The organism is Streptomyces sp. NPDC058221, from assembly GCF_042882365.1.
Lineage (GTDB): Bacteria > Actinomycetota > Actinomycetes > Streptomycetales > Streptomycetaceae > Streptomyces.
Genome location: NZ_JBHVWF010000147.1, coordinates 1 through 19871, shown reverse-complemented (window position 1 = coordinate 19871; position 19871 = coordinate 1). Strand labels below are relative to the sequence as shown.

General features: G+C 70.7%; 17 protein-coding genes. 9 read left to right on the top strand and 8 right to left on the bottom strand.

Annotated features, from left to right (window positions below; genetic code table 11):
• Positions 1 to 2: 2 nt before the first annotated feature.
• Both ACFVW8_RS32370 and ACFVW8_RS32365 read right to left on the bottom strand, forming a co-directional pair.
• Entirely contained in the window at positions 3 to 1853 is a 1851-nt protein-coding gene (locus ACFVW8_RS32370) for a glycoside hydrolase family 3 protein (protein ID WP_389696346.1), read from the bottom strand.
• A 150-nt stretch (positions 1854 to 2003) separates the two neighbouring features.
• Positions 2004 to 2912 (bottom strand): LysR family transcriptional regulator, encoded by a 909-nt coding sequence (locus ACFVW8_RS32365; protein WP_389696344.1) that lies wholly within the window; start codon positions 2910 to 2912, stop codon positions 2004 to 2006.
• 100 nt (positions 2913 to 3012) lie between these two features.
• Here ACFVW8_RS32365 and ACFVW8_RS32360 point away from each other — a divergent pair, with 100 nt between their 5' ends.
• A complete protein-coding gene (locus ACFVW8_RS32360) occupies positions 3013 to 3915 on the top strand; it encodes an EamA family transporter (protein WP_389696342.1) in 903 nt (300 codons plus the stop codon).
• 17 nt (positions 3916 to 3932) lie between these two features.
• On the opposite strand, the gene ACFVW8_RS32355 is transcribed toward ACFVW8_RS32360, so the two are convergent.
• Complete coding sequence (locus ACFVW8_RS32355; RefSeq protein WP_389696340.1) at positions 3933 to 4721, bottom strand: sugar phosphate isomerase/epimerase family protein; 789 nt, start codon at positions 4719 to 4721, stop codon at positions 3933 to 3935.
• A gap of 131 nt (positions 4722 to 4852) precedes the next feature.
• Positions 4853 to 5956: a LacI family DNA-binding transcriptional regulator gene (locus ACFVW8_RS32350; protein WP_389696338.1), complete on the bottom strand. Its 1104-nt coding sequence runs from the start codon at positions 5954 to 5956 to the stop codon at positions 4853 to 4855.
• A gap of 127 nt (positions 5957 to 6083) precedes the next feature.
• Here ACFVW8_RS32350 and ACFVW8_RS32345 point away from each other — a divergent pair, with 127 nt between their 5' ends.
• The 3 genes from ACFVW8_RS32345 to ACFVW8_RS32335 are packed head-to-tail and all read left to right on the top strand — an operon-like array spanning position 6084 to position 9248.
• Positions 6084 to 7235 carry a Gfo/Idh/MocA family protein gene (locus tag ACFVW8_RS32345; protein ID WP_389696336.1) on the top strand — a complete coding sequence of 384 codons (1152 nt, stop codon included), beginning with the start codon at positions 6084 to 6086 and terminating at the stop codon, positions 7233 to 7235.
• Between the two features lie 43 nt (positions 7236 to 7278).
• Positions 7279 to 8424: a dihydrodipicolinate synthase family protein gene (locus ACFVW8_RS32340; protein ID WP_389696334.1), complete on the top strand. Its 1146-nt coding sequence runs from the start codon at positions 7279 to 7281 to the stop codon at positions 8422 to 8424.
• Positions 8421 to 9248, top strand: coding sequence for a sugar phosphate isomerase/epimerase family protein (locus ACFVW8_RS32335; RefSeq protein WP_389696332.1), 828 nt, complete (start codon positions 8421 to 8423; stop codon positions 9246 to 9248). Before ACFVW8_RS32340 ends, ACFVW8_RS32335 begins: the two co-directional genes overlap by 4 nt.
• Positions 9249 to 9485: 237 nt before the next feature.
• Here ACFVW8_RS32335 and ACFVW8_RS32330 read toward each other — a convergent pair whose 3' ends face one another.
• The gene (locus ACFVW8_RS32330; protein ID WP_389696331.1) at positions 9486 to 9887 is read right to left on the bottom strand and encodes a hypothetical protein; all 402 of its coding nucleotides are present in this window, start codon (positions 9885 to 9887) and stop codon (positions 9486 to 9488) included.
• Positions 9888 to 9958: 71 nt separating this feature from the next.
• Positions 9959 to 11479 carry a carotenoid oxygenase family protein gene (locus tag ACFVW8_RS32325; RefSeq protein ID WP_389696329.1) on the bottom strand — a complete coding sequence of 507 codons (1521 nt, stop codon included), beginning with the start codon at positions 11477 to 11479 and terminating at the stop codon, positions 9959 to 9961.
• A gap of 237 nt (positions 11480 to 11716) precedes the next feature.
• On the opposite strand from ACFVW8_RS32325, the gene ACFVW8_RS32320 reads away from it, so the two are divergent.
• The 3 genes from ACFVW8_RS32320 (at position 11717) to ACFVW8_RS32310 (ending at position 14014) form a co-directional block, all read left to right on the top strand.
• Positions 11717 to 12184: a hypothetical protein gene (locus tag ACFVW8_RS32320; RefSeq protein ID WP_389696327.1), complete on the top strand. Its 468-nt coding sequence runs from the start codon at positions 11717 to 11719 to the stop codon at positions 12182 to 12184.
• A 118-nt stretch (positions 12185 to 12302) separates the two neighbouring features.
• Positions 12303 to 12989, top strand: coding sequence for an RNA polymerase sigma factor (locus tag ACFVW8_RS32315; protein WP_389696325.1), 687 nt, complete (start codon positions 12303 to 12305; stop codon positions 12987 to 12989).
• Positions 12986 to 14014 (top strand): CU044_5270 family protein, encoded by a 1029-nt coding sequence (locus tag ACFVW8_RS32310; protein WP_389696323.1) that lies wholly within the window; start codon positions 12986 to 12988, stop codon positions 14012 to 14014. The genes ACFVW8_RS32315 and ACFVW8_RS32310 overlap by 4 nt, the downstream gene beginning before the upstream one ends.
• Before the next feature lie 84 nt (positions 14015 to 14098).
• Here the strand turns inward: ACFVW8_RS32310 and ACFVW8_RS32305 are convergent, their stop codons facing one another.
• Positions 14099 to 14482, bottom strand: coding sequence for a VOC family protein (locus tag ACFVW8_RS32305; RefSeq protein WP_389696321.1), 384 nt, complete (start codon positions 14480 to 14482; stop codon positions 14099 to 14101).
• A gap of 131 nt (positions 14483 to 14613) precedes the next feature.
• On the opposite strand from ACFVW8_RS32305, the gene ACFVW8_RS32300 reads away from it, so the two are divergent.
• Together ACFVW8_RS32300 and ACFVW8_RS32295 are read left to right on the top strand one after the other, a co-directional pair.
• On the top strand, positions 14614 to 16950 hold the full coding sequence (locus ACFVW8_RS32300) for an ATP-dependent RecD-like DNA helicase (protein WP_389696319.1): 2337 nt from the start codon (positions 14614 to 14616) through the stop codon (positions 16948 to 16950).
• A 128-nt stretch (positions 16951 to 17078) separates the two neighbouring features.
• On the top strand, positions 17079 to 18368 hold the full coding sequence (locus ACFVW8_RS32295) for a citrate synthase (RefSeq protein WP_384127203.1): 1290 nt from the start codon (positions 17079 to 17081) through the stop codon (positions 18366 to 18368).
• A gap of 557 nt (positions 18369 to 18925) precedes the next feature.
• Here the strand turns inward: ACFVW8_RS32295 and ACFVW8_RS32290 are convergent.
• The coding region (locus ACFVW8_RS32290; RefSeq protein WP_389696316.1) for a heavy metal translocating P-type ATPase at positions 18926 to 19871 on the bottom strand (946 nt) is incomplete at its 5' end.

Genomic DNA, 19871 nt, shown 5'->3' with positions numbered 1-19871 from the left:
CCTCAGTACGAGAGGCCGTACCCCACCGGATACAGCACCTGCGCCGGATCGTCCGCGCGCTGGACCGGTACCGGCAGGGTCCCCTCCGGCTCGGCGCGGCCCGCGATCACCCGGGCCGCCGCCCGCAGTTCGACATCGGTCCAGGAGTACGCGGCCAGGCTCGCCGCGTGGCCCGTCCCGGCCAGCTGGGCGATGTCGTACGGATTGCGGATCGCGACCGTGATCACCGGGACGCCGGTCGCGGCCAGGGCGCTCACCAGGGTCCGCTGCGAACTGGCCGCCGTGACGTTGTACGTCCCCACGACCACCGCGTCCATGCCCTGCGCTGCCGCCACCGCCGCGTCGATGTCCGCCTGCGCCGGTGCGGTGCCGGTGGACAGGGCGGTGGCCGCGTACCCCAGCTCCTTGAACTCCGCGGCCAGGGTGGCCGTCGGCGGTCCCGTCGTGCCCGAGGGGGAGTCCGGATCGGCCCCCACCACCAGCAGCCTGCGGTGCGAGCGGCGCGACAGCGGCAGCAGCGAGCCTTCGTTGGCCAGCAGGGTGGTCGTGTGCTCCGCGATCCGGTCGGCGGCGGCCAGGTGCGACCGGGTGCCGACGGTGCGGTCCACGCCCCGGTGGCTGACGAACGGGTCGTCGAACAGCCCCAGCTTCGTCTTCAGCCGCAGGATGCGCAGGATCGATTCCTCGATCCGGGCCTCGCTGATCTCGCCGCTCTTCACGGCCGCCAGCAGGGCGTTCCAGGAGACGTCGAGGTCCGGCGGGTTGAGCAGCTGGTCGACGCCCGCCTGCACGGCCAGCACCGGCACCCGCTCGTCGCCGTACTTGGTCCGTACGCCCTCCATGCCGAGCGAGTCGGTGACCACGACGCCGTCGTAGCCGAGCTCCTCGCGCAGGATGCCGGTGAGGATGGGCCGGGACAGGGTCGCCGGGTCCTCGGCGGGGTCGAGCGCGGGCACCACGATGTGCGCGGTCATGATCGAGTCGATGCCCGCGGCGATCGCGGCCCGGAACGGCGGCTCGTCCAGCTCGGCCCACTGCTCCCGGGTGTGGCTGATGACCGGCAGACCGGTGTGGCTGTCGGTGCTGGTGTCGCCGTGTCCGGGGAAGTGCTTGGCCGTGGAGGCGATCCCGGCGCTCTGGTACCCCTTCACCTGGGCGGCGACCATCCCGGCCACCGACTGCGGGTCGGAGCCGAAGGAGCGCACCCCGATCACCGGGTTGGCCGGGTTGACGTTGACGTCCGCGTCCGGCGCGTAGTTCTGGCAGATGCCGATCGCGGCCAGTTCGGCGCCCGCGATCTGCCCCGCCCTGCGGGCATCGGAGCGCGAACGGCCCGCGCCCAGCGCCATCGCGCCCGGCATCAGTGTGGCCGGCTCGCCGACCCGGCAGACGATGCCGTGCTCCTGGTCCGTCGAGACGAGGAGCGGCAGCGGTGTGGGCCCCGCGAGGCCGGCCCGCTGGATGCCGTTGGAGAGATCGGCGATCTGGTGCGGGTCGCGGGTGTTGTGGGCCCAGGTGAAGTAGATGATCCCGCCGACGTGGTACTTGGCGATCATCTCCGCCGCGGTGCGCACACCGATCTCGGCGAGGTTGGCGTCGATGTCGGCCTGGTCGGGGTCCGTGGCGGAGTGCCCGTAGACCCGCATGACGAACAGCTGGCCGATCTTCTCCTCCAGGCTCATCCGGGAGACGATCCGCTTCAGCCGACGGGTGGTGGCTGCGGAGTTGTGGCTGCCGCCGGCGGATTTCTGGGCGGCGACGGCGCCGGGGGCGACTGCCGCACCCGTGGCTGCCACGACTGCGGCGGCGGCGGAGGCGGTGAGGAGGGTGCGTCTGGAGGTGCGGTGGTGCACGTGAGCTCCTTCGGCCGTACTCGGTGACGAGGGGGTGGTGAAAGAAACTTCCAAGGAGCACGGATATCCAGAAAATAACTTCCGGTCAAGGGTGCGGACCGTTTGAGCGCGTCCCCGCCGGGGAGCGCCGCGCCCCGGGACCGGTCGCCGCTAGCGCAGTCCCACGCCCGCACCGTGCGCCTGAAGTGCCGCAACCGCCGCGGTGATCGCCGGGCGGCGGGCCGCCTCGGTGCGCCACAGCGCGTACAGCCGGCGCACCGGCACGGGTTCGATCCGCACCGCCACCACCCCGTCCGGCAGCGGTCCCCGGCCCAGCCGGGGAATCATCGCGACGCCGAGACCGGCGGCGAGCAGCGCCAGCTGGGTGTGGTTCTCCTCGGCCTGGTGCCGGATGTCCGGCTCGTAGCCGGCCGTGCGCAGCGTCCGTACGAGCCAGTCGTGGCAGACCGTCCCCGGCGGCTGGCAGATCCAGCGCTCCTTCGCCAGCTCCTCGCGGCGCACCCCGTCCCGGCCCGCCAGCCGGTGGTCCGCGGGTACCAGCAGATCGCAGCGGTCCGCCCCGATCACCGCCTGCGCCACGCCGTCCGGAGCGGGCAGCGGTGCGATGTCCCAGTCGTGTGCGACGGCCAGGTCGATGACCCCCTTGGCCACCAGGTCGACCGAGAGGTGCGGATCGACCTCGGTCATCCGGACGTCCAGATCCGGGTGCTCGCGATCCAGTTCCGCCAGCACTCCGGGCAGCAGCCCGCGCGCCGCCGAGGCGAACGCGCCGATCGACAGCTGTCCCGTCGGCAGCCCCCTGCGCTCCTCCAGCGTCGTCTCGGCCTGCTCCACGATCGCCAGCAACTGCTGCGCGGTGGCGGCGAGATGGACTGCCTCCTCGGTGAGTGCGACACCGCGGCCGCGGCGCTCCAGCAGTGTCGTGCGGGTCTCCCGCTCCAGTTTGGTGATCTGCTGCGAGACCGCCGACGGCGTGTAGCCGAGCGCGGCGGCGGCGCCCGCGACGGAGCCGTGGACGGAGATGGCGTGCAGCGCGCGCAGCCGGGAGAGATCGAGCACCGGAGCCTCCTGGATCCCATCGATTCATTAGCAGCACTCAATTTCACCATGAAGAAATCCGTGCTGGTGCTAAACGGTTGCTGCGGGTGATCCTCGGGACATGCGTCCCCTCCACATCGCCCTGGCCGCCCTGGTGACAGCCGTCTGGGGTGTCAACTTCGTCGTCATCGAAGTCGGTCTCGACCACTTCCCGCCGCTGCTCTTCTCCGCCCTGCGCTTCCTGGTCGCGGCGCTGCCCGCGGTCTTCTTCGTCGGCAGGCCGAAGGTCGCGTGGAAGTGGGTGGTGGGAGTCGGACTGGCCCTGGGAGTGGCCAAGTTCGGGCTGTTGTTCATCGGCATGGACCGGGGGATGGGCGCCGGTCTCTCCTCCCTGGTCCTCCAGGTCCAGGCCGTCTTCACGGCCCTCTTCGCGGCCCTCGCGCTCGGTGAACGCCCGGGGCGCGCACGGGTGCTGGGGATGGGGGTGGCCCTCGCCGGCATCGGGGTGGCGGCGGTCGACGAAGGGGCGAGCGGGCCCGTGCTCGCCTTCGTCCTGGTGATCGCGGCGGCGGCCTGCTGGGGGGTGTCCAACGTCCTGACCCGCAAGGCCGCCCCGCCCGACGCCCTCAACTTCATGGTCTGGGTCTCGACCGTGCCCGTACTGCCGCTGCTCGGCCTCTCCCTGATCTTCGAGGGCTGGGACCGGGACACGGAGGCACTCGCCGCACTCGACTGGAGCGGCGCCGGGATCATCGTCTACGTCGCCTGGATCACCACGGTCTTCGGCTTCGGCGCGTGGGGTTTCCTGCTGCGCCAGTACCCGGCGTCGTCCGTCGCCCCGTTCACCCTGCTCGTCCCGGTCTTCGGGATGTCGTCGGCCGCGCTGCTGCTCGACGAGTCGGTGAGCCCGCTGCGGTGGTGCGCGGCCGCCCTGCTGGTCGGCGGGGTGGCGCTGACGTCCCTGGCCGGGGCGCGACGAACCCGGGCCGTGACGCCCGAGACCTCGGCGCCGGCCCCCGTCTGAGAGGCCGGCGCCGGCCGCTACTGCTTCGGCGCGCCCGTCCGCAGCAGGTACTCGCGTCCCGCGCTCAGCAGGCCCGGCAGCTCCGCGGCCTCCGGGTACCAGCGCTTCTCGTACTCCCAGCAGACCCAGCTGTCCGCGTCCAGGGTGTCCAGGCAGGCCCGCAGCGGCAGCACCCCGGCGCCCAGCGCCAACGGCTCGGTGGCATCGGCCGACGCGATGTCCTTCACCTGTACGTATCCCAGGTGCGGGGCCAGCACCGCATGGCTCGCGACCGGCTCCTCACCGGCCAGCCAGGTGTGCATGATGTCCCACAGCGCGCCGATGCTCCCGTGTCCCACCGTGCCCACCACCCGGGCCACCGCGGCCCCCGCACGGTGCGAGTCATGGGTCTCCAGCAGGATGCGTACGCCCATGTCCGCGGCGTACGGAGCGGCCGCTGCCAGCCTGCGGGCGGCCGTCGCATCGGCCGTGGCCGGGTCCTGGTCGCCGCCGCCGGGGAAGACCCGGACGTTCTGGGCGCCCAGGTCCCTGGCCAGCTCCACCAGCCCGGCGAGCTCGTCCAGTACCGGCTGGTCGTCACCGTCGGCCGCCGCCCGGACATAGCCGGCCACGGTCAGGATCTCGATCCCGCCCCGTTTGAACTCCTCCACCACATCGGCCCGTTCGAGCATCGTCAGCCCCGGGTGCACCGGCTCCTCGGGGTGGGCGCGCAGCTCCACCCCCTGGTAGCCGTGCTCGGCGGCCAGCCGGACGACCTCGGATATCGGCAGCCCCGGCACCCCGAGGGTGGAGAAAGCGAGCTTCACGTGCGTGTCCTTCCATCGGTACCTGCCGTGCCCCTGCACCGTACGGACCAGGCAGTGGCCGGCACTTCATCGGTTCATGGCCCGAAGGTTCATGGCCCGAACTACGGATGCCCCGGTCCCGGGGAACCAAGTCACTTCCGCGGCACCGCCGTCGACCCGCGGACCATCAGCTCCGCCGGAATCGTCGCGATGCCCCCGGGCGGCGGACCCTCCTTGCCCATCGCCAGCCGGCCCGCCCGCGCCCCCGCCTCGAACAGCGGCAGCCGTACGGTCGTGAGGGCCGGGACGACGTCCACCGAGAACGGCAGGTCGTCGAAGCCCGCCACCGAGATGTCCTCCGGGATGCGCAGACCGCGGTCCCGGACCGCCGCCGCCGCCCCCAGCGCCACCGTGTCGTTGGCGGCGACGACGGCTGTGATCTCCGGTTCGCGGCACAGGAGTTCGACCGTGGCGTCGTAGCCGGAGCTGCGGTCGTAGGAGCCGTGCACGGTGAGCCGTTCCTCGTCCCGTGCGTGCGCGGGACGCTCCTGCGCGCCCGTGCCGTCCCCGTACAGCCCCGCGGCCCTCATCGCGTCGCGGTGGCCCTCCAGCCGGTGGCGGGTCGTGGTCCGCTCCAGGGGTCCCGCGGCATAGCCGATCCTGCGGTGGCCCAGCGAGATCAGGTGCTCGGTGAGACGCCGGCCGCCGCCCCGGTTGTCGAAGGCGAGCGCGGCCAGGACCGATTCGCCGTCCGGCAGCGGGGGCCGCCCGCACAGCACCACCCTGGTCCCCGCGTCGGCGAGCTTCGCCAGCTTCGCGGACATCGCGGCTTGGTGGGCCGGGTCCTCCACCGCGCCGCCGGTGAGGACCACGGCGGCGGCGCGCTGGCGCTGGAGCAGGGTGAGGTAGGTGAGTTCGCGGGCCGGGGAGCCGCCGGTGTTGCAGACGACGGCGAGCTTCTCGCCGCCGGCCCGGCCCGAACCGTCGCCCGGACCGCCGATCTCCGTCTGGGCCGCGCCCGCCATGATCCCGAAGAACGGGTCGGCGATGTCGTTGACCAGGATGCCGATCAGATCGGATGTGGAGGCCGCGAGCGAGCTGGCCGGCCCGTTGAGCACGTAGTCCAGATCGTCCACCGCACGCAGTACCCGCTCCCGAGTGGACGCCGCCACCGGGTAGTTGCCGTTCAGCACGCGGGAGACGGTGGCCGGGGACACCCGGGCGCGGGCCGCCACGTCCGCCAGGGTGACTGTCATCGCATTCCTCCGAGGAGTGATGAGGGAGAGGGCCGATCAGCGTGCCCCCTCTTGTCCGGGCCGCTGTCGGCAGGCTAGCGTCCCCCTGTATAGAAAGCGCTTGCTACATCTGTATGGAGGAACTTTCGTGACACGCAGGACAGTGCGCATCGCCATGAACGGCGTCACGGGGCGCATGGGATACCGGCAGCACCTGGTGCGCTCGGTCCTCGCGATCCGCGAACAGGGCGGCCTCGACCTCGGCAACGGAGACGTGCTCTGGCCCGAGCCGGTCCTCGTCGGCCGCCGGGCCCACGCGCTGGAGGCGCTCGCCGAGCAGCACGGCCTGACCGAGTGGTCGACCGACCTCGACGCGGTGCTCGCGGACGAGACCATCGACATCTACTTCGACGCCCAGGTCACCTCGGCCCGGGTCGAGGCGATCAAGAAGGCCGTCGCCGCGGGCAAGCACATCTACACCGAGAAGCCCACCGCCACCGATGTCGAGGGCGCCCTGGAGCTGGCCCGCCTCGCCCGGGACGCCGGCATCAAGCACGGTGTCGTCCAGGACAAGATCTTCCTGCCGGGCCTGCTGAAGCTGAAGCGCCTCATCGACGGCGGCTTCTTCGGCGAGATCCTCTCCGTGCGCGGAGAGTTCGGCTACTGGGTCTTCGAAGGCGACTGGCAGGAGGCCCAGCGCCCCTCCTGGAACTACCGCTCGGAGGACGGCGGCGGCATCGTCGTCGACATGTTCCCGCACTGGGAGTACGTGCTCCACGAGCTGTTCGGCCCGGTCTCCACCGTCCAGGCACACGTCCAGACGCACATCCCGCAGCGCTGGGACGAGCACGGCAAGCCGTACGCCGCGACCGCCGACGACTCCGCGTACGGCATCTTCCAGCTGGAGAGCGGCGCCGTCGCGCAGATCAACTCCTCCTGGACGGTCCGGGTCAACCGCGACGAACTCGTCGAGTTCCAGGTCGACGGCACCCACGGCTCCGCCGTCGCGGGCCTGCGCAACTGCCGCGTCCAGCACCGCTCGGCCACCCCCAAGCCCGTCTGGAACCCGGACCTCCCGGCCACCGAGTCCTTCCGCGACCAGTGGCAGGAAGTCCCCGACAACACCGTCTTCGACAACGGCTTCAAGGCCCAGTGGGAGCTGTTCCTGCGCCACATCGTGCTGGACGAGCCCTACGCCTGGGACCTGATGGCCGGCGCCCGAGGCGTCCAGCTCGCCGAGCTCGGCCTCAGGTCATCCGCCGAGGGCCGCCGCTTCGACGTCCCGGAGCTGACCCTGTGACGCCGCGCCCCACCCACGTCCCCGTCGCCCCGGAGCGGACACCATGACCATCCACCTCCCGCAGGGGCCGTACGAGCCCCGCACCACACCGCTCGACCTCGCACCGGGACGGGCGCCCCTGGCCTCCCGTACGGTCTTCTCGGCCGCGCACGTCGTCGCCGACCCGTACGCCGACACCAGCCCGGACTCACCGGCCGCCGTCGACTGGGACGCCACCCTCGCCTTCCGCCGCCACCTCTGGTCGCACGGCCTCGGTGTCGCCGAGGCCATGGACACCGCCCAGCGCGGCATGGGCCTGGACTGGGCGGGCGCCGCCGAGCTGATCCGCCGCTCGGCCGCCGAGGCCAGGTCCGTCGGCGGTGCCATCGCCTGCGGCGTCGGCACCGACCAGCTCCCCGCGGGCCCGGCCACGCTCGCCGAGGTGCGCGCCGCCTACGAGGAGCAGCTCGCCCTCGTCGAGGAGAGCGGCGCCCAGGCCATCCTGATGGCCTCCCGCGCACTCGCCGCAGCCGCAAAGGGCCCACAGGACTACCTCGACACGTACGCCCACCTGCTGCGCCAGGCCACCGAACCGGTCGTCCTGCACTGGCTGGGCCCGATGTTCGACCCCGCGCTGGACGGCTACTGGGGCTCCGCCGACCTCGACGCGGCCACCGACACCTTCCTCCAGGTCATCGCCGAACACCCCGACAAGGTCGACGGCATCAAGATCTCCCTGCTCGACGCGGAGCGCGAGATCGACGTCCGCCGCCGCCTCCCCAGCGGGGTGCGCTGCTACACCGGGGACGACTTCAACTACCCCGAGCTGATCGCCGGCGACGACCGAGGCTTCAGCCACGCCCTGCTCGGCATCTTCGACCCGCTCGGCCCGCTGGCCGCGCACGCGGTACGGGTCCTGGACACGGGCGACACCAAGGGATTCCGCGAACTCCTCGATCCGACCGTCGAGTTGTCCCGGCACCTGTTCCAGTCACCGACCCGCTACTACAAGACGGGCGTGGTGTTCCTCGCCTGGCTGGCCGGCCACCAGGACCACTTCACGATGGTGGGCGGCCTGCACTCGGCCCGCTCGCTGCCGCACCTGGCGAAGGCCTACGAACTGGCCGACCGCCTGGGCCTGTTCCCCGACCCGGAGCTGGCCGAGTCGCGGATGCGCGCGCTTCTTGAGGTCAACGGAGGTATCCGATGAGCGACGGCCGGCTCTCCATCAACCAGGAGACCATCAAGCAGTGGTCGCTGCCCGAGCTCGCCGAGGGCTGCGTGAAGGCGGGCATCGACAAGGTCGGCCTGTGGCGGGCCCCCGTCCAGGAGTACGGCGTCGAGCGCACGGCCCAACTCCTGGGCGACGCGGGCCTGTCCGTCACCAGCCTCTGCCGGGGCGGCTTCTTCACCGCACTCGACCCGGCCGAGCGGGCCCGCGCCCTGGACGACAACCGTGCGGCGCTCGACGAGGCGGCCGGCCTGTCCACCGACACTCTGGTCCTGGTCTCGGGCGGCCTCCCGGACGGCAGCAAGGACCTGTACGGCGCCCGCGAACGCATCGCCGACGCCCTGGGCGAACTGGCGCCCTACGCGGCCGAGCGCGGGGTGCGCCTCGCCATCGAGCCGCTGCACCCGATGTTCGCCTCGGACCGCTGCGTCGTCTCCACCCTGGCCCAGGCCCTGGACATCGCCGAGCGCTTCCCCGCCGAACAGGTCGGGGTCGTCGTCGACACGTACCACCTCTGGTGGGACGACCAGGCACCCGCCCAGATCGCGCGGGCGGGCGCGGGCGGCCGGATCCACTCCTTCCAGCTCGCCGACTGGATCACCCCGCTCCCGGCGGGCGTCCTGGTCGGCCGGGGACAGCTCGGCGACGGCAGCGTGGACTTCCGCGCCTTCCGTACCGCGGTCGAGGCGACCGGCTTCGACGGCCCCATCGAGGTGGAGATCTTCAACGAGGAGCTGTGGGCGCGCGACGGGGCGGAAGTGCTCGCCGAAGTCGCCGCCCGTTACGTGGCACACGCCTGCTGAACCCGCGCCCCGGCCGGCGGGGCAAAAAGATTGCCAAGGCGTACAACCCTTGAGCACTCTGCCGGGTCATATCTGCCGTCGGACGCTTCCGGGGAGGGATCCGGGGGGATCTGGAAGCCCCGACGGAGGGGGAGAGCGAGTGGGGCCCGGTCGCGAGACCGGGCCCCGTTTCGCTGTACGGGGGAGCGCCGAGCCCGCCCACTTCTTCGCCTCTTCCTTCTTCGCCTCTTCGCCGGGCTACTTCTTCGGGGAGGCGTTTCGCTTCGCCAGGGCGGCGAGGACCAGCGGCAGCAGCAGCTCGACACCTCGCTTGACGGTCGCCGGCGGCAGCCCGGTCCGCTTCGCCACCGCGTTGGCGACGGGTCCGCTCATCTTGCCGAGAGCCCCGCCCACGAGCCCCCCGGCCAGCCCGCCGCCGAGCGTGGCCACTCCGGTGAGCGGCGGCTCCTCCTCGGGCGCGGGTGCCTCTTCGGTGGCGGTGACCGTCTCGCCGACAAACCGCTGCGCGCCCTCCGCATCCGTGTCCAGCACCTGGGCGACCTCGTGGAGGCCGTCGTCACCCAGCTCGTTCAGGACGTCCTTCTGCGCCGATCCGTCGCCCATACCGCCCATGTCGCCCACATCGTTCATATCGTCCATGCGGAGAACGCTACGACGCACCCCCGATCTCGGCATTCCGGCGCCCAGCGTCCGGCGCACCGGCGCGGCCCTCAGGCGTCCGGGATCCAGCTGCCGTGGAAGCCCAGCGGTACCCGTCCGGGCAGATGGATGCGGGCCACCGGCTCGCCCGTGAAGTCCTGGGCCGCGAGGATCACCAGGTCCGAGGCCCCGCGCTCCGGATTGTGCACATAGGCGATGGCGTACCCGTCGTCCTCGTCCGCCTTCCGGTCCGCCGGGTCGGACGGCACGAACACGGCCTCGCTCGCCGCCGAGCCCCGGGGCAGCCGGTGGACCTGCGCCGTGCCCCGGAGCAGGTCGTGCTTGAAGAGCGCGTTGCCGAAGGCCCGGTCCGGCGGGTTGCCGCCGTCGGCCGTCAGATAGGCGAGCGTCATCTCCGCGGCCGCCGCCGAGTAGCCGTACCGGTGCCGGCGGGACACCAGCGCCTCATTGACGCGAGGGAACTCCTGCGGCCGGTCGTCGATGGTCCGCGTCCGCACCCGGCCGTGACCGAGGCCGATCGTCCAGCGCTCCAGCCGCCCGGTGCCCGCCCCGTACGGCCCGCCCGAGCCGTTGCCCGCGACGAGGAAGGGTGCCGGGAACGTCGTCAGGTCGACGACGATGTCCGAGCCCTCCTCGTACGCGTTCAGGGTGTGCGAGTAGAAGACCGGGTCCACCTCGAACCACCGGATCGCACCGCCCGCACGCGGCAGGACCCCGACGCGCGCCGGATGCTTCCTGTTCCAGACGTACGGCACCGGGTCGCCGCGCTCGGCCCCCGCCATGTCGAAGGTGACCGGCATGTCGAAGACGACCACGTAGTTCTCGGTGAGCGCGAAGTCGTGGATCATCGGCGCGTCCGCCACCGGGATCCGCGTGGTGCGCGAGACCCGGCCTGTCGGGTCCACGACCACGTGCCGTACGTGGTCCCAGGTCGGGTAGTACGTGATCGCGTGCAGCTCGTCGGCGTGCGCGTCGAACTTCGTGTGGGCGGTGAACGCGCCTTCGAGCGTGCCCCGGAAGTCGTGGGTGCCCACGGTGTTCAGCTCGTCGTCGAGCTCGTACGGCAGCGGACCGCTCTCCTGGAGCGCGAGGATCCGTCCCCGGTACGGGATGACGTGGGTGTTGGTCGCGAAGTCGTCCGGCGGCACCGGCCCCGGGTACGGCTCGCCGAGCTTCTTCGCCACCTGGGAGGAACGCACCCAGCGATTGCGGTACCACTCGGCGCGGCCGCCCCGCAGCCGGACTCCGTGCACCATGCCGTCGCCCAGCATCCAGTGGTGGGCGCGGGGGTCCTCGATGCCCAGGGCGTTGGGTCCGTTGCGCAGATACCGCCCGTTCAGCTCGCGCGGGATACGCCCGGTGACCGGCAGGTCGAAGGCCGTCAGCTCCTCGGTGGCCGGAGCGAACGCCCCCTCCAGGAAGGGGAAGTGCCGCTTCGCCGTCTCCGGTGCCCCCGCCGCGGCGGCCGCCTGGGCACCGGATCCGACGCCGGCTCCGGCACCGACCAGCCCGCCCGCGACAGCCGTGGCCGCAGCCCCGCGCAGCACGTTGCGTCGTGTGTGTTCCGTCATGTCCCCTGCTCCTGACCGCCGTTGTTGTGGTGATCCGCGGTCATGAGTCTGCGACGGAAGAAGGCCCGGGTCAGGAGGGGTGGACACCGTCCCGAGGTGGTGCCAGACCCCCTGTTTCGAGGGGGTCCGAGGGCGAGGGGATGCTGTGGGCGGCCGGTGCGCCGGGGCGCACGCCCAGGAGCTGTTTAGGATCTCCCAGGATCCCTGGCGGCCGAACACCGTCAGGGGAGAACGATCATGGGGGATGAAATGCGCAAGACACTCACCGGGGCTGCCTTCGTCGTGGCCGCGGTCCTGCTGGCGGGCTGCGGCGGCGGTGGCGCGGACGAATCCGCGGCGGAGAGCAAGGGGAAGAGCCCCGCCGCCCAGCCGTCGCACACGTCGGAGGACTCCGGCGATGCCGTCGAGGAAGGCACTCCTCACGAGGTGACGATCGAGGTCAAGGGCGCAGGCACAGGCTCCGTCATGTACACCCTCGATGAAGACAACTTCGAGCAGGTGACCCTTCCCTGGAAGAAGACAGCCACCATCGCCGCGCGGGGCGCCGAGCGGGAGGTCGGCCGGCTGGTGAACGTCGCACCCGGCAATGTGACCAGGCCCGACGGCAAGCTCGTCGCGGCGGCGTGCTCGATCACCGTCGACGGCAAGACGGTCGTCGAGACCAAGGAGGGCGCGGGCAAGCCCTGCTCGTACACGTTCAAGTAGGACGAGGAAACCGCCGCTCCCAGCCGTTGACCGGCTGCATCGACAACGGACACCGACCACCGGCGTAGTGACGCAGGTCACGGGAACCACCCCTGAACCCCCGGACAGGTCAAAGGTCATGGAGACACAACTGCGGGCCCGGATCCGGGACGGGGACGACGACGCCTTCGCGGAGCTGTTCGACCGGTATGCACGCTCCGTGTACAACCACGCGTTCCGGCTGACGGGGGACTGGTCGACCGCGGAGGACGTCGTCTCGTTGTCGTTCCTCGAAGCCTGGCGGCTGCGTGGCCGGGTGGACGCCGAAGGGGGTTCGGTACGCCCCTGGTTGCTGGGGATCGCGACCAACGTCGTGCGCAACACCCGGCGCGCCGCCGGCCGGCACGCGGCGGCGATGGCGCGACTGCCCCCGGGGAGCCCGGTGGGCGACTTCGCCGACGAGGTCGCGAGCCGGGTCGACGACGCCGAACTCCTGGCCGCCGTACGGCTGGCACTGGACACCCTGCGGCGCAGCGAGCGGGAGGTGCTCGCGCTCTGCGTGTGGTCCGGGTTCGACTACGCGGCCGCCGCCGAAGCCCTCGGGATCCCGCGGGGCACGGTCCGCTCCCGGCTCTCCAGAGCCAGGAAGAAGCTCGCGAAGGCCACCGGGACGGCCTCTGGAACCGCCTCTCGAACGGCCACCGGGACGGCCTCTGGAACCGCCTCCGACATGGTCACCGGAAACGGGGAACTGCCCGGCCGCCCGCGACAGGTAAGAGATGGCCGCACCACCGCGGCCCAGCCCATCCAGGAGGGAAACCGATGAACGACAACACGTCGCTCCCCGAGAAGGACCTCCCGCCGGGCCGTCACCGTCATCTCAAGGAGCACCTGATGCGCGAGATCCGGCACACCCCCGCAGGGGACGAGGGAAGGAGCGCGGCCCGCCGCAGGAAGTGGCTGCGGCCGGCCGTCGCCGGACCCGCGCTCGCGGGAGCGCTGGCTCTCGCGGTCGTCGCGGGCTTCGCTGTGACCGGCTCGGACGGTTCGGCGGCACCGGTGGGAAAGGACGGCAAGGCCACCTACGCCTTCGCACCCAGGGTGAACGGTGACACCACCGGCGGGGCGGCCGGACTGCTCGACCGCATCGCGACGGTCGCGGCCAGGTCACCGGCGGGCGGCACCGTCCGCGACGACCAGTTCGTCTACATCCGCAGCAGGGTGGCAGCCGCGACGGTGGGAGAGGGCATCGAGACGAAGCCCGCCGCCCTGCACGGGCGCGAGGTGTGGATGTCCGTCGACGGAACCCGCCCCGGGCTGCTCCGTGAACCGGGCGGCGGCCTGGACAACGAGGAACTGGAACGCGACCCGGCGCCCGGCAGGCCCGGCTACGAGGAGAGCACCAGCTACCGGCACCTCCAGACCCTGCCCACGACCACGGACGCGATGCTGAAGTGGCTCCGCTCCCAAGGGGACTCGGGGGACTCGGAGGATTCGGACAGGAACGCTGATCAGGATGCGTTCGTGCTGGTCGGGGATCTCCTCAGGGAGTCGCTGATGCCGCCGGAGACCGGCGCCGCGCTCTTCCGCGCGGTCGCGAGGATCGGCGGGGTGGTCGTGGTGCCGGACGCGGTGAACGCCGCAGGCCGGCACGGTGTGGCCGTCGCCCGCTACGACGCGTACAACGACGGTGTCCGTGACGAGCTGATCTTCGACAGGAAGACCCTGGAACTCATCGGCAGCCGCAGTGTCGCGACGAAGGCCAAGGACGGCATCGAGGCCGGTCAGGTGCTGTCCACCAGCGCCGTCCTCGAACGCACGGTCGTGGACGCGAAGGGCCGGCGCCCGTAAGGAGCCGGGGCCGGTCGGCCGGTCGGTCGGTCGGTCGGCCCCGGCACGGGCGTCAGCGGAGGCGCGCTCCGGTGCGCGTGAGCCTCAGGAAGACATCGCCGCGCGGTCTGCCCCACTGCGCAGGACGCAGAACTCATTGCCCTCCGGGTCCGCGAGGACGGCCCAGCCGGCGCCATCGGGTTCCCTGCGGTCGTCGACGAGAGTGGCCCCGAGGCTCAGCAAGCGCTCGACCTCCTCCTCGCGCGTGGACTTCGGACGCACGCACAGATGCACCCTGTTCTTGATCGTCTTGGGTTCCGGCACCTGGTTGAAGTGCAGCAGCGGCCCCTCCGGCAGCATCACGTCGATCTCCGGATCGCCCGGCCCGTCGTCCGGGTGCAGCGGACAGCCGAGCACCTCACCCCAGAACCGGGCCAGCCCGTAGGCATCCGCACAGTCGATCGCCACATTCTGCAAAACCGAGACCATGCACGAGAGCTTGCCCGGATCGCCGCTCGCAGCACCAGCACTTTCGTCATGCGGCAGCCCGCGTTGTCGGTGCCCGGCGGTAGCCTCCCTGGCAACGCACAAACCGGATGGGCAGATGGGCAGGTGGGGCGGTGCTTGGCAGGGGAGCCGACTCGAAGCCGGGCAGCAGCCAGGGCCTCAGCGAACTGACCGGTGTCCTGGAACGGATCACCTACGCCAACGAGGAGAACGGATACACGGTCGCACGCGTCGACACCGGACGCGGTGCCAACGACCTCCTCACCGTGGTCGGCTCGCTGCTCGGTGCGCAGCCCGGCGAGTCGCTGCGGATGGAGGGGCGCTGGGGCTCGCACTCCCAGTACGGCAAGCAGTTCACCGTCGAGAACTACACGACGATCCTCCCCGCCACGATCCAGGGCATCCGCCGCTACCTCGGCTCCGGGCTGATCAAGGGCATCGGTCCCGTCATGGCCGACCGGATCACCACCCATTTCGGCGTCGACACCCTCGACATCATCGAGCAGCAGCCGAAACGCCTCGTCGAGGTGCCGGGGCTGGGCCCGAAGCGGACGAAGATGATCGCCGCCGCCTGGGAGGAGCAGAAGGCGATCAAGGAGGTCATGGTGTTCCTCCAGAGCGTCGGCGTCTCGACCTCCATCGCCGTCCGTATCTACAAGAAGTACGAAGACGCCTCGATCTCCGTCGTGAAGAACCAGCCCTACCGGCTGGCCGCCGACGTCTGGGGCATCGGCTTCCTCACCGCCGACAAGATCGCCCAGGCGGTCGGCATCCCGCACGACAGCCCGGAGCGGGTCAAGGCCGGGCTCCAGTACGCACTGTCGCAGTCCACCGACCAGGGGCACTGCTTCCTCCCCGAGGAGCGGCTGATCGCCGACGCGGTGAAGCTGCTCCAGGTCGACACGGGGCTGGTCATCGAGTGCCTCGCCGAGCTGGCGGAGGACCCGGAGGGCGTCGTGCGGGAGAAGGTGCCGTCGCCCGAGGGCGGTGAACCGGTCACCGCCGTCTACCTGGTGCCCTTCCACCGCGCCGAGATTTCCCTGGCCGCCCAGGTGCGGCGGCTGTTGCGGACGCCGGAGGAGCGGTTGCCGGCCTTCGGCGACGTGGACTGGGACAAGGCGTTGAAGTGGCTCGCGGGCCGTACCGGAGCGAAGCTGGCGCCCGAGCAGGAGGCCGCCGTGCGGCTCGCGCTCAGCAGGAAGGTCGCCGTGCTGACCGGTGGCCCGGGCTGCGGGAAGTCGTTCACCGTCCGGTCGATCGTGGAGCTGGCGCGCGCCAAGAAGGCGAAGGTGGTGCTGGCCGCGCCCACCGGCCGGGCCGCGAAGCGGCTTTCCGAGCTGACCGGGGCCGAGGCCTCCACCGTGCACCGGCTGCTCGAACTGAAGCCGGGTGGCGACGCCGCGTACGACCGGGACCGGCCGCTGGACGCCGATCTGGTCGTCGTCGACGAGGCGTCGATGCTCGATCTGCTGCTCGCCAACAAGCTGGTCAAGGCAGTGGCACCCGGTGCACATCTGCTGCTCGTCGGGGATGTGGACCAGCTGCCGTCGGTCGGCGCCGGGGAGGTGCTGCGGGATCTGCTCGCCGACGGCGGACCCGTTCCGGCCGTCCGGCTGACCACCATCTTCCGCCAGGCCCAGCAGTCGGGCGTCGTCACCAACGCCCACCGGATCAACTCCGGCGTGCCGCCGCTCACCCGGGGGCTCAGCGACTTCTTCCTCTTCGTGGAGGACGAGACGGAGGACGCGGGCGTGCTCGCGGTCGATGTGGCGGCCCGCCGCATCCCCGCCAAGTTCGGCCTGAATCCCCGCCGTGACGTGCAGGTACTCGCGCCGATGCACCGCGGTCCGGCAGGCGCGGGCCATCTCAACGGCCTGCTCCAGCAGGCCATCACACCCGCCCGCCCCGATCTGCCCGAGAAGCGGTTCGGCGGCCGGGTGTTCCGGGTCGGCGACAAGGTCACGCAGATCCGCAACAACTACGACAAGGGTGAGAACGGCGTCTTCAACGGCACGGTCGGCGTGGTCACCGGCCTCGACCCGGACGAGCAGAAGCTGACCGTGCTCACCGACGAGGACGAGGAGATCGGTTACGACTTCGACGAACTCGACGAGCTGTCCCATGCCTACGCCATGACGATCCATCGCTCCCAGGGCAGTGAGTACCCGGCCGTCGTCATCCCGGTCACCAGGAGCGCCTGGATGATGCTCCAGCGGAACCTGCTGTACACGGCCGTGACGCGGGCGAAGAAGCTTGTCGTGCTGGTCGGGTCCCGGCAGGCGATCGGCCAGGCGGTCCGCACGGTTTCCGCAGGCAGACGCTGTACGGCGCTGGATTACCGGCTGCGGGGAGGCGCGGAAGGAGGATCCGCCGAAAAAATGATCGATCAAATCGGTGGGAAACATCACGGAGGTCTTCCGGAACCGCAGTCAAGGGGGCAGGATGAATAAGTTCGCGGCACTCAGTGCCGCGAGTAGGTCCAATGGACGACCCCGAGTGCACTCTCCTGAGCCAAATGGGGGAGGGTGAGACAGTCAGGGAACCTCGAAGAAGAGGCACTACGTCGGTGAGGGATGACGTGAGCGACAACTCTGTAGTACTGCGGTACGGCGATGACGAGTACACCTACCCGGTGATCGACAGCACCGTCGGCGACAAGGGCTTCGACATCGGGAAGCTCCGGGCGAACACCGGCCTGGTGACGCTGGACAGCGGGTACGGCAACACCGCTGCTTATAAATCCGCCATCACCTACCTCGATGGCGAGCAGGGCATCCTGCGGTACCGCGGCTACCCGATCGAGCAGCTCGCCGAGCAATCGACGTTCCTCGAGGTCGCGTACACGCTCATCAACGGTGAGCTTCCGAAGGTCGACGAGCTGTCGGCCTTCAAGAACGAGATCACCCAGCACACGCTGCTGCACGAGGACGTCAAGCGGTTCTTCGACGGCTTCCCGCGTGACGCCCACCCGATGGCCATGCTGTCCTCGGTCGTCAGCGCGCTGTCCACGTTCTACCAGGACAGCCACAACCCGTTCGACGAGGAGCAGCGGCACCTTTCGACGATCCGGCTGCTGGCCAAGCTGCCGACCATCGCGGCGTACGCGTACAAGAAGTCGATCGGTCACCCGTTCGTCTACCCGCGCAACGACCTCGGTTACGTCGAGAACTTCCTGCGCATGACCTTCTCGGTCCCCGCCCAGGAGTACGTGCCGGACCCGGTCGTCGTCTCGGCGCTGGAGAAGCTGCTCATCCTGCACGCGGACCACGAGCAGAACTGTTCGACCTCCACCGTGCGTCTGGTCGGCTCCTCGCAGGCGAACATGTTCGCCTCGATCTCCGCCGGTATCTCGGCGCTGTGGGGACCCCTGCACGGTGGCGCCAACCAGTCGGTGCTGGAGATGCTGGAAGGCATCCAGGCCAACGGTGGCGACGTCGACTCCTTCATCCGCAAGGTGAAGAACAAGGAGGACGGTGTCCGCCTGATGGGCTTCGGCCACCGGGTGTACAAGTCCTTCGACCCGCGCGCCAAGATCATCAAGGCCGCGGCCCACGATGTGCTGTCCTCGCTCGGCAAGTCCGACGAGCTGCTCGACATCGCGCTCAAGCTGGAGGAGCACGCGCTCTCCGACGAGTACTTCGTCTCGCGCAACCTCTACCCCAACGTGGACTTCTACACCGGTCTGATCTACCGGGCCATGGGCTTCCCGAGCGAGATGTTCACGGTTCTCTTCGCCATCGGCCGGCTTCCGGGCTGGATCGCCCAGTGGCACGAGATGATCAAGGAGCCGGGTTCCCGCATCGGCCGCCCGCGCCAGATCTACACCGGCGAGGTCCTGCGCGACTTCGTCCCGGTCGAGGGACGCTGAGTCCCGCACCACCCCCGCACGACCCGCGTCACCCCGGGCCTTCTCGGCCGGTTGCCTTCGCCCCGACTGCCGCGCTTTCGCACAGAGCGCGGTGTCCGGGGCGATTTGCTTGCCCGGACGCGGCCCGGCCACGCCTGGCGCCCGGCCGCTTTCGACGAAGCGGGGTGGGGCGGCGGACATGCGAGAAGCGCCCCGCCATCGATCCCCCCACGGGCCGACAGCGAGGCGCTTCCCATGTCCCGGAGCGGATTCCCCCCACGGGATCCGGCCGGGCGTTCAGTGGGAGCCGAAGCTCCTGGGTTCCTCGGTACTGCGTGTCCTGCGCTTACCTCTTGTACAGCCTGCCTGCCTGCCTGCGGTCTGCCGGGGTACGTACCGACGGGAGGGCCGCTCAAAGCTCCCCGGTGCACGTGCCCCGGCCAACGCTTGCCCGGAGCGTCCCCCAAGACCCTCCGTCGGACGTCCCCCAAGACATCCTTTGGCATCGCACTCTTAGACTCGCGAACCCACCGAATGGTTACCCCTGAATCGGTGTGATCTAGATCTCTTTGTGGACGTTACGTGAAGGACCGCAAGCGCAGGCTGTTCGTTACGACGAAGACTGAGGAGAACGCCATCGCCGCTCCCGCAATCATAGGGTTGAGCAGGCCAAATGCCGCAAGGGGTAGAGCGGCAACGTTGTAACCGAATGCCCAGAAAAGGTTGCCCCTGATGGTGGTGAGGGTGCGCCGGGAGAGCCGGATGGCATCGGCCGCCACCTTGAGATCTCCACGAACGAGGGTCAGATCGCTCGCCTCGATGGCCGCGTCCGTGCCCGTGCCCATGGCCAGACCGAGGTCGGCCGTGGCCAGTGCGGCGGCGTCATTGACCCCGTCGCCCACCATCGCGACCGCACGCCCTTCGGCCTGCAAGCCCTTGATGACGTGCACCTTCTCCTCGGGAAGCACCTCGGCGCGGACCTCGTCGATCCCGACCGCGCGGGCCACGGAATCCGCCACAGCCCGGTTGTCGCCGGTCAGCAGGATCGGTGTCAGACCGAGTGCGCGGAGCTCGGCGACAGCCGCGGCACTGGACTCCTTGACTGCGTCGGCGATTTCCAGGACGCCCCGCGCCTCGCCGTCCCAGGCGACGGCGATCGCTGTACGTCCCTGGTCGGCGGACTCCGTCAGTGCGTCGGAGAGCGTCTCCGATACGTCTATTCCGGCATCCGTCAGGAGTGCGGGGCGGCCTACGAGCACCTCGTGCCCCTCGATGACGCCCTGGACGCCGAGCCCGGGGATGTTGGTGAAGCGCTCCGGGGTGGGGAGGGGTTCGGTGGTGCGTTCGGCGGCTCCGGTGGCCACGGCCTGGGCGATGGGGTGCTCGGAGGCGTGTTCCAGGGCGCCGGCGAGGCGCAGGAGCTCGGTCCCGGTGGTGCCGGGGGTGGTGTGGACGGCCTGGAGGGTCATCCTGCCGGTGGTGACGGTGCCGGTCTTGTCGAGCACGATCGTGTCGATGCGCCGG

Bases quoted from the DNA above. Each gene is read 5' to 3' on its own strand.
- ACFVW8_RS32360 (WP_389696342.1), top strand. From the start codon at position 3,013: ATGCGTCCCCTCCACATCGCCCTGGCCGCCCTGGTGACAGCCGTCTGG.
- ACFVW8_RS32350 (WP_389696338.1), bottom strand. From the start codon at position 5,956: ATGACAGTCACCCTGGCGGACGTGGCGGCCCGCGCCCGGGTGTCCCCG.
- ACFVW8_RS32340 (WP_389696334.1), top strand. From the start codon at position 7,279: ATGACCATCCACCTCCCGCAGGGGCCGTACGAGCCCCGCACCACACCG.
- ACFVW8_RS32335 (WP_389696332.1), top strand. From the start codon at position 8,421: ATGAGCGACGGCCGGCTCTCCATCAACCAGGAGACCATCAAGCAGTGG.
- ACFVW8_RS32330 (WP_389696331.1), bottom strand. From the start codon at position 9,887: ATGGACGATATGAACGATGTGGGCGACATGGGCGGTATGGGCGACGGA.
- ACFVW8_RS32325 (WP_389696329.1), bottom strand. From the start codon at position 11,479: ATGACGGAACACACACGACGCAACGTGCTGCGCGGGGCTGCGGCCACG.
- ACFVW8_RS32320 (WP_389696327.1), top strand. From the start codon at position 11,717: ATGGGGGATGAAATGCGCAAGACACTCACCGGGGCTGCCTTCGTCGTG.
- ACFVW8_RS32315 (WP_389696325.1), top strand. From the start codon at position 12,303: ATGGAGACACAACTGCGGGCCCGGATCCGGGACGGGGACGACGACGCC.
- ACFVW8_RS32310 (WP_389696323.1), top strand. From the start codon at position 12,986: ATGAACGACAACACGTCGCTCCCCGAGAAGGACCTCCCGCCGGGCCGT.
- ACFVW8_RS32305 (WP_389696321.1), bottom strand. From the start codon at position 14,482: ATGGTCTCGGTTTTGCAGAATGTGGCGATCGACTGTGCGGATGCCTAC.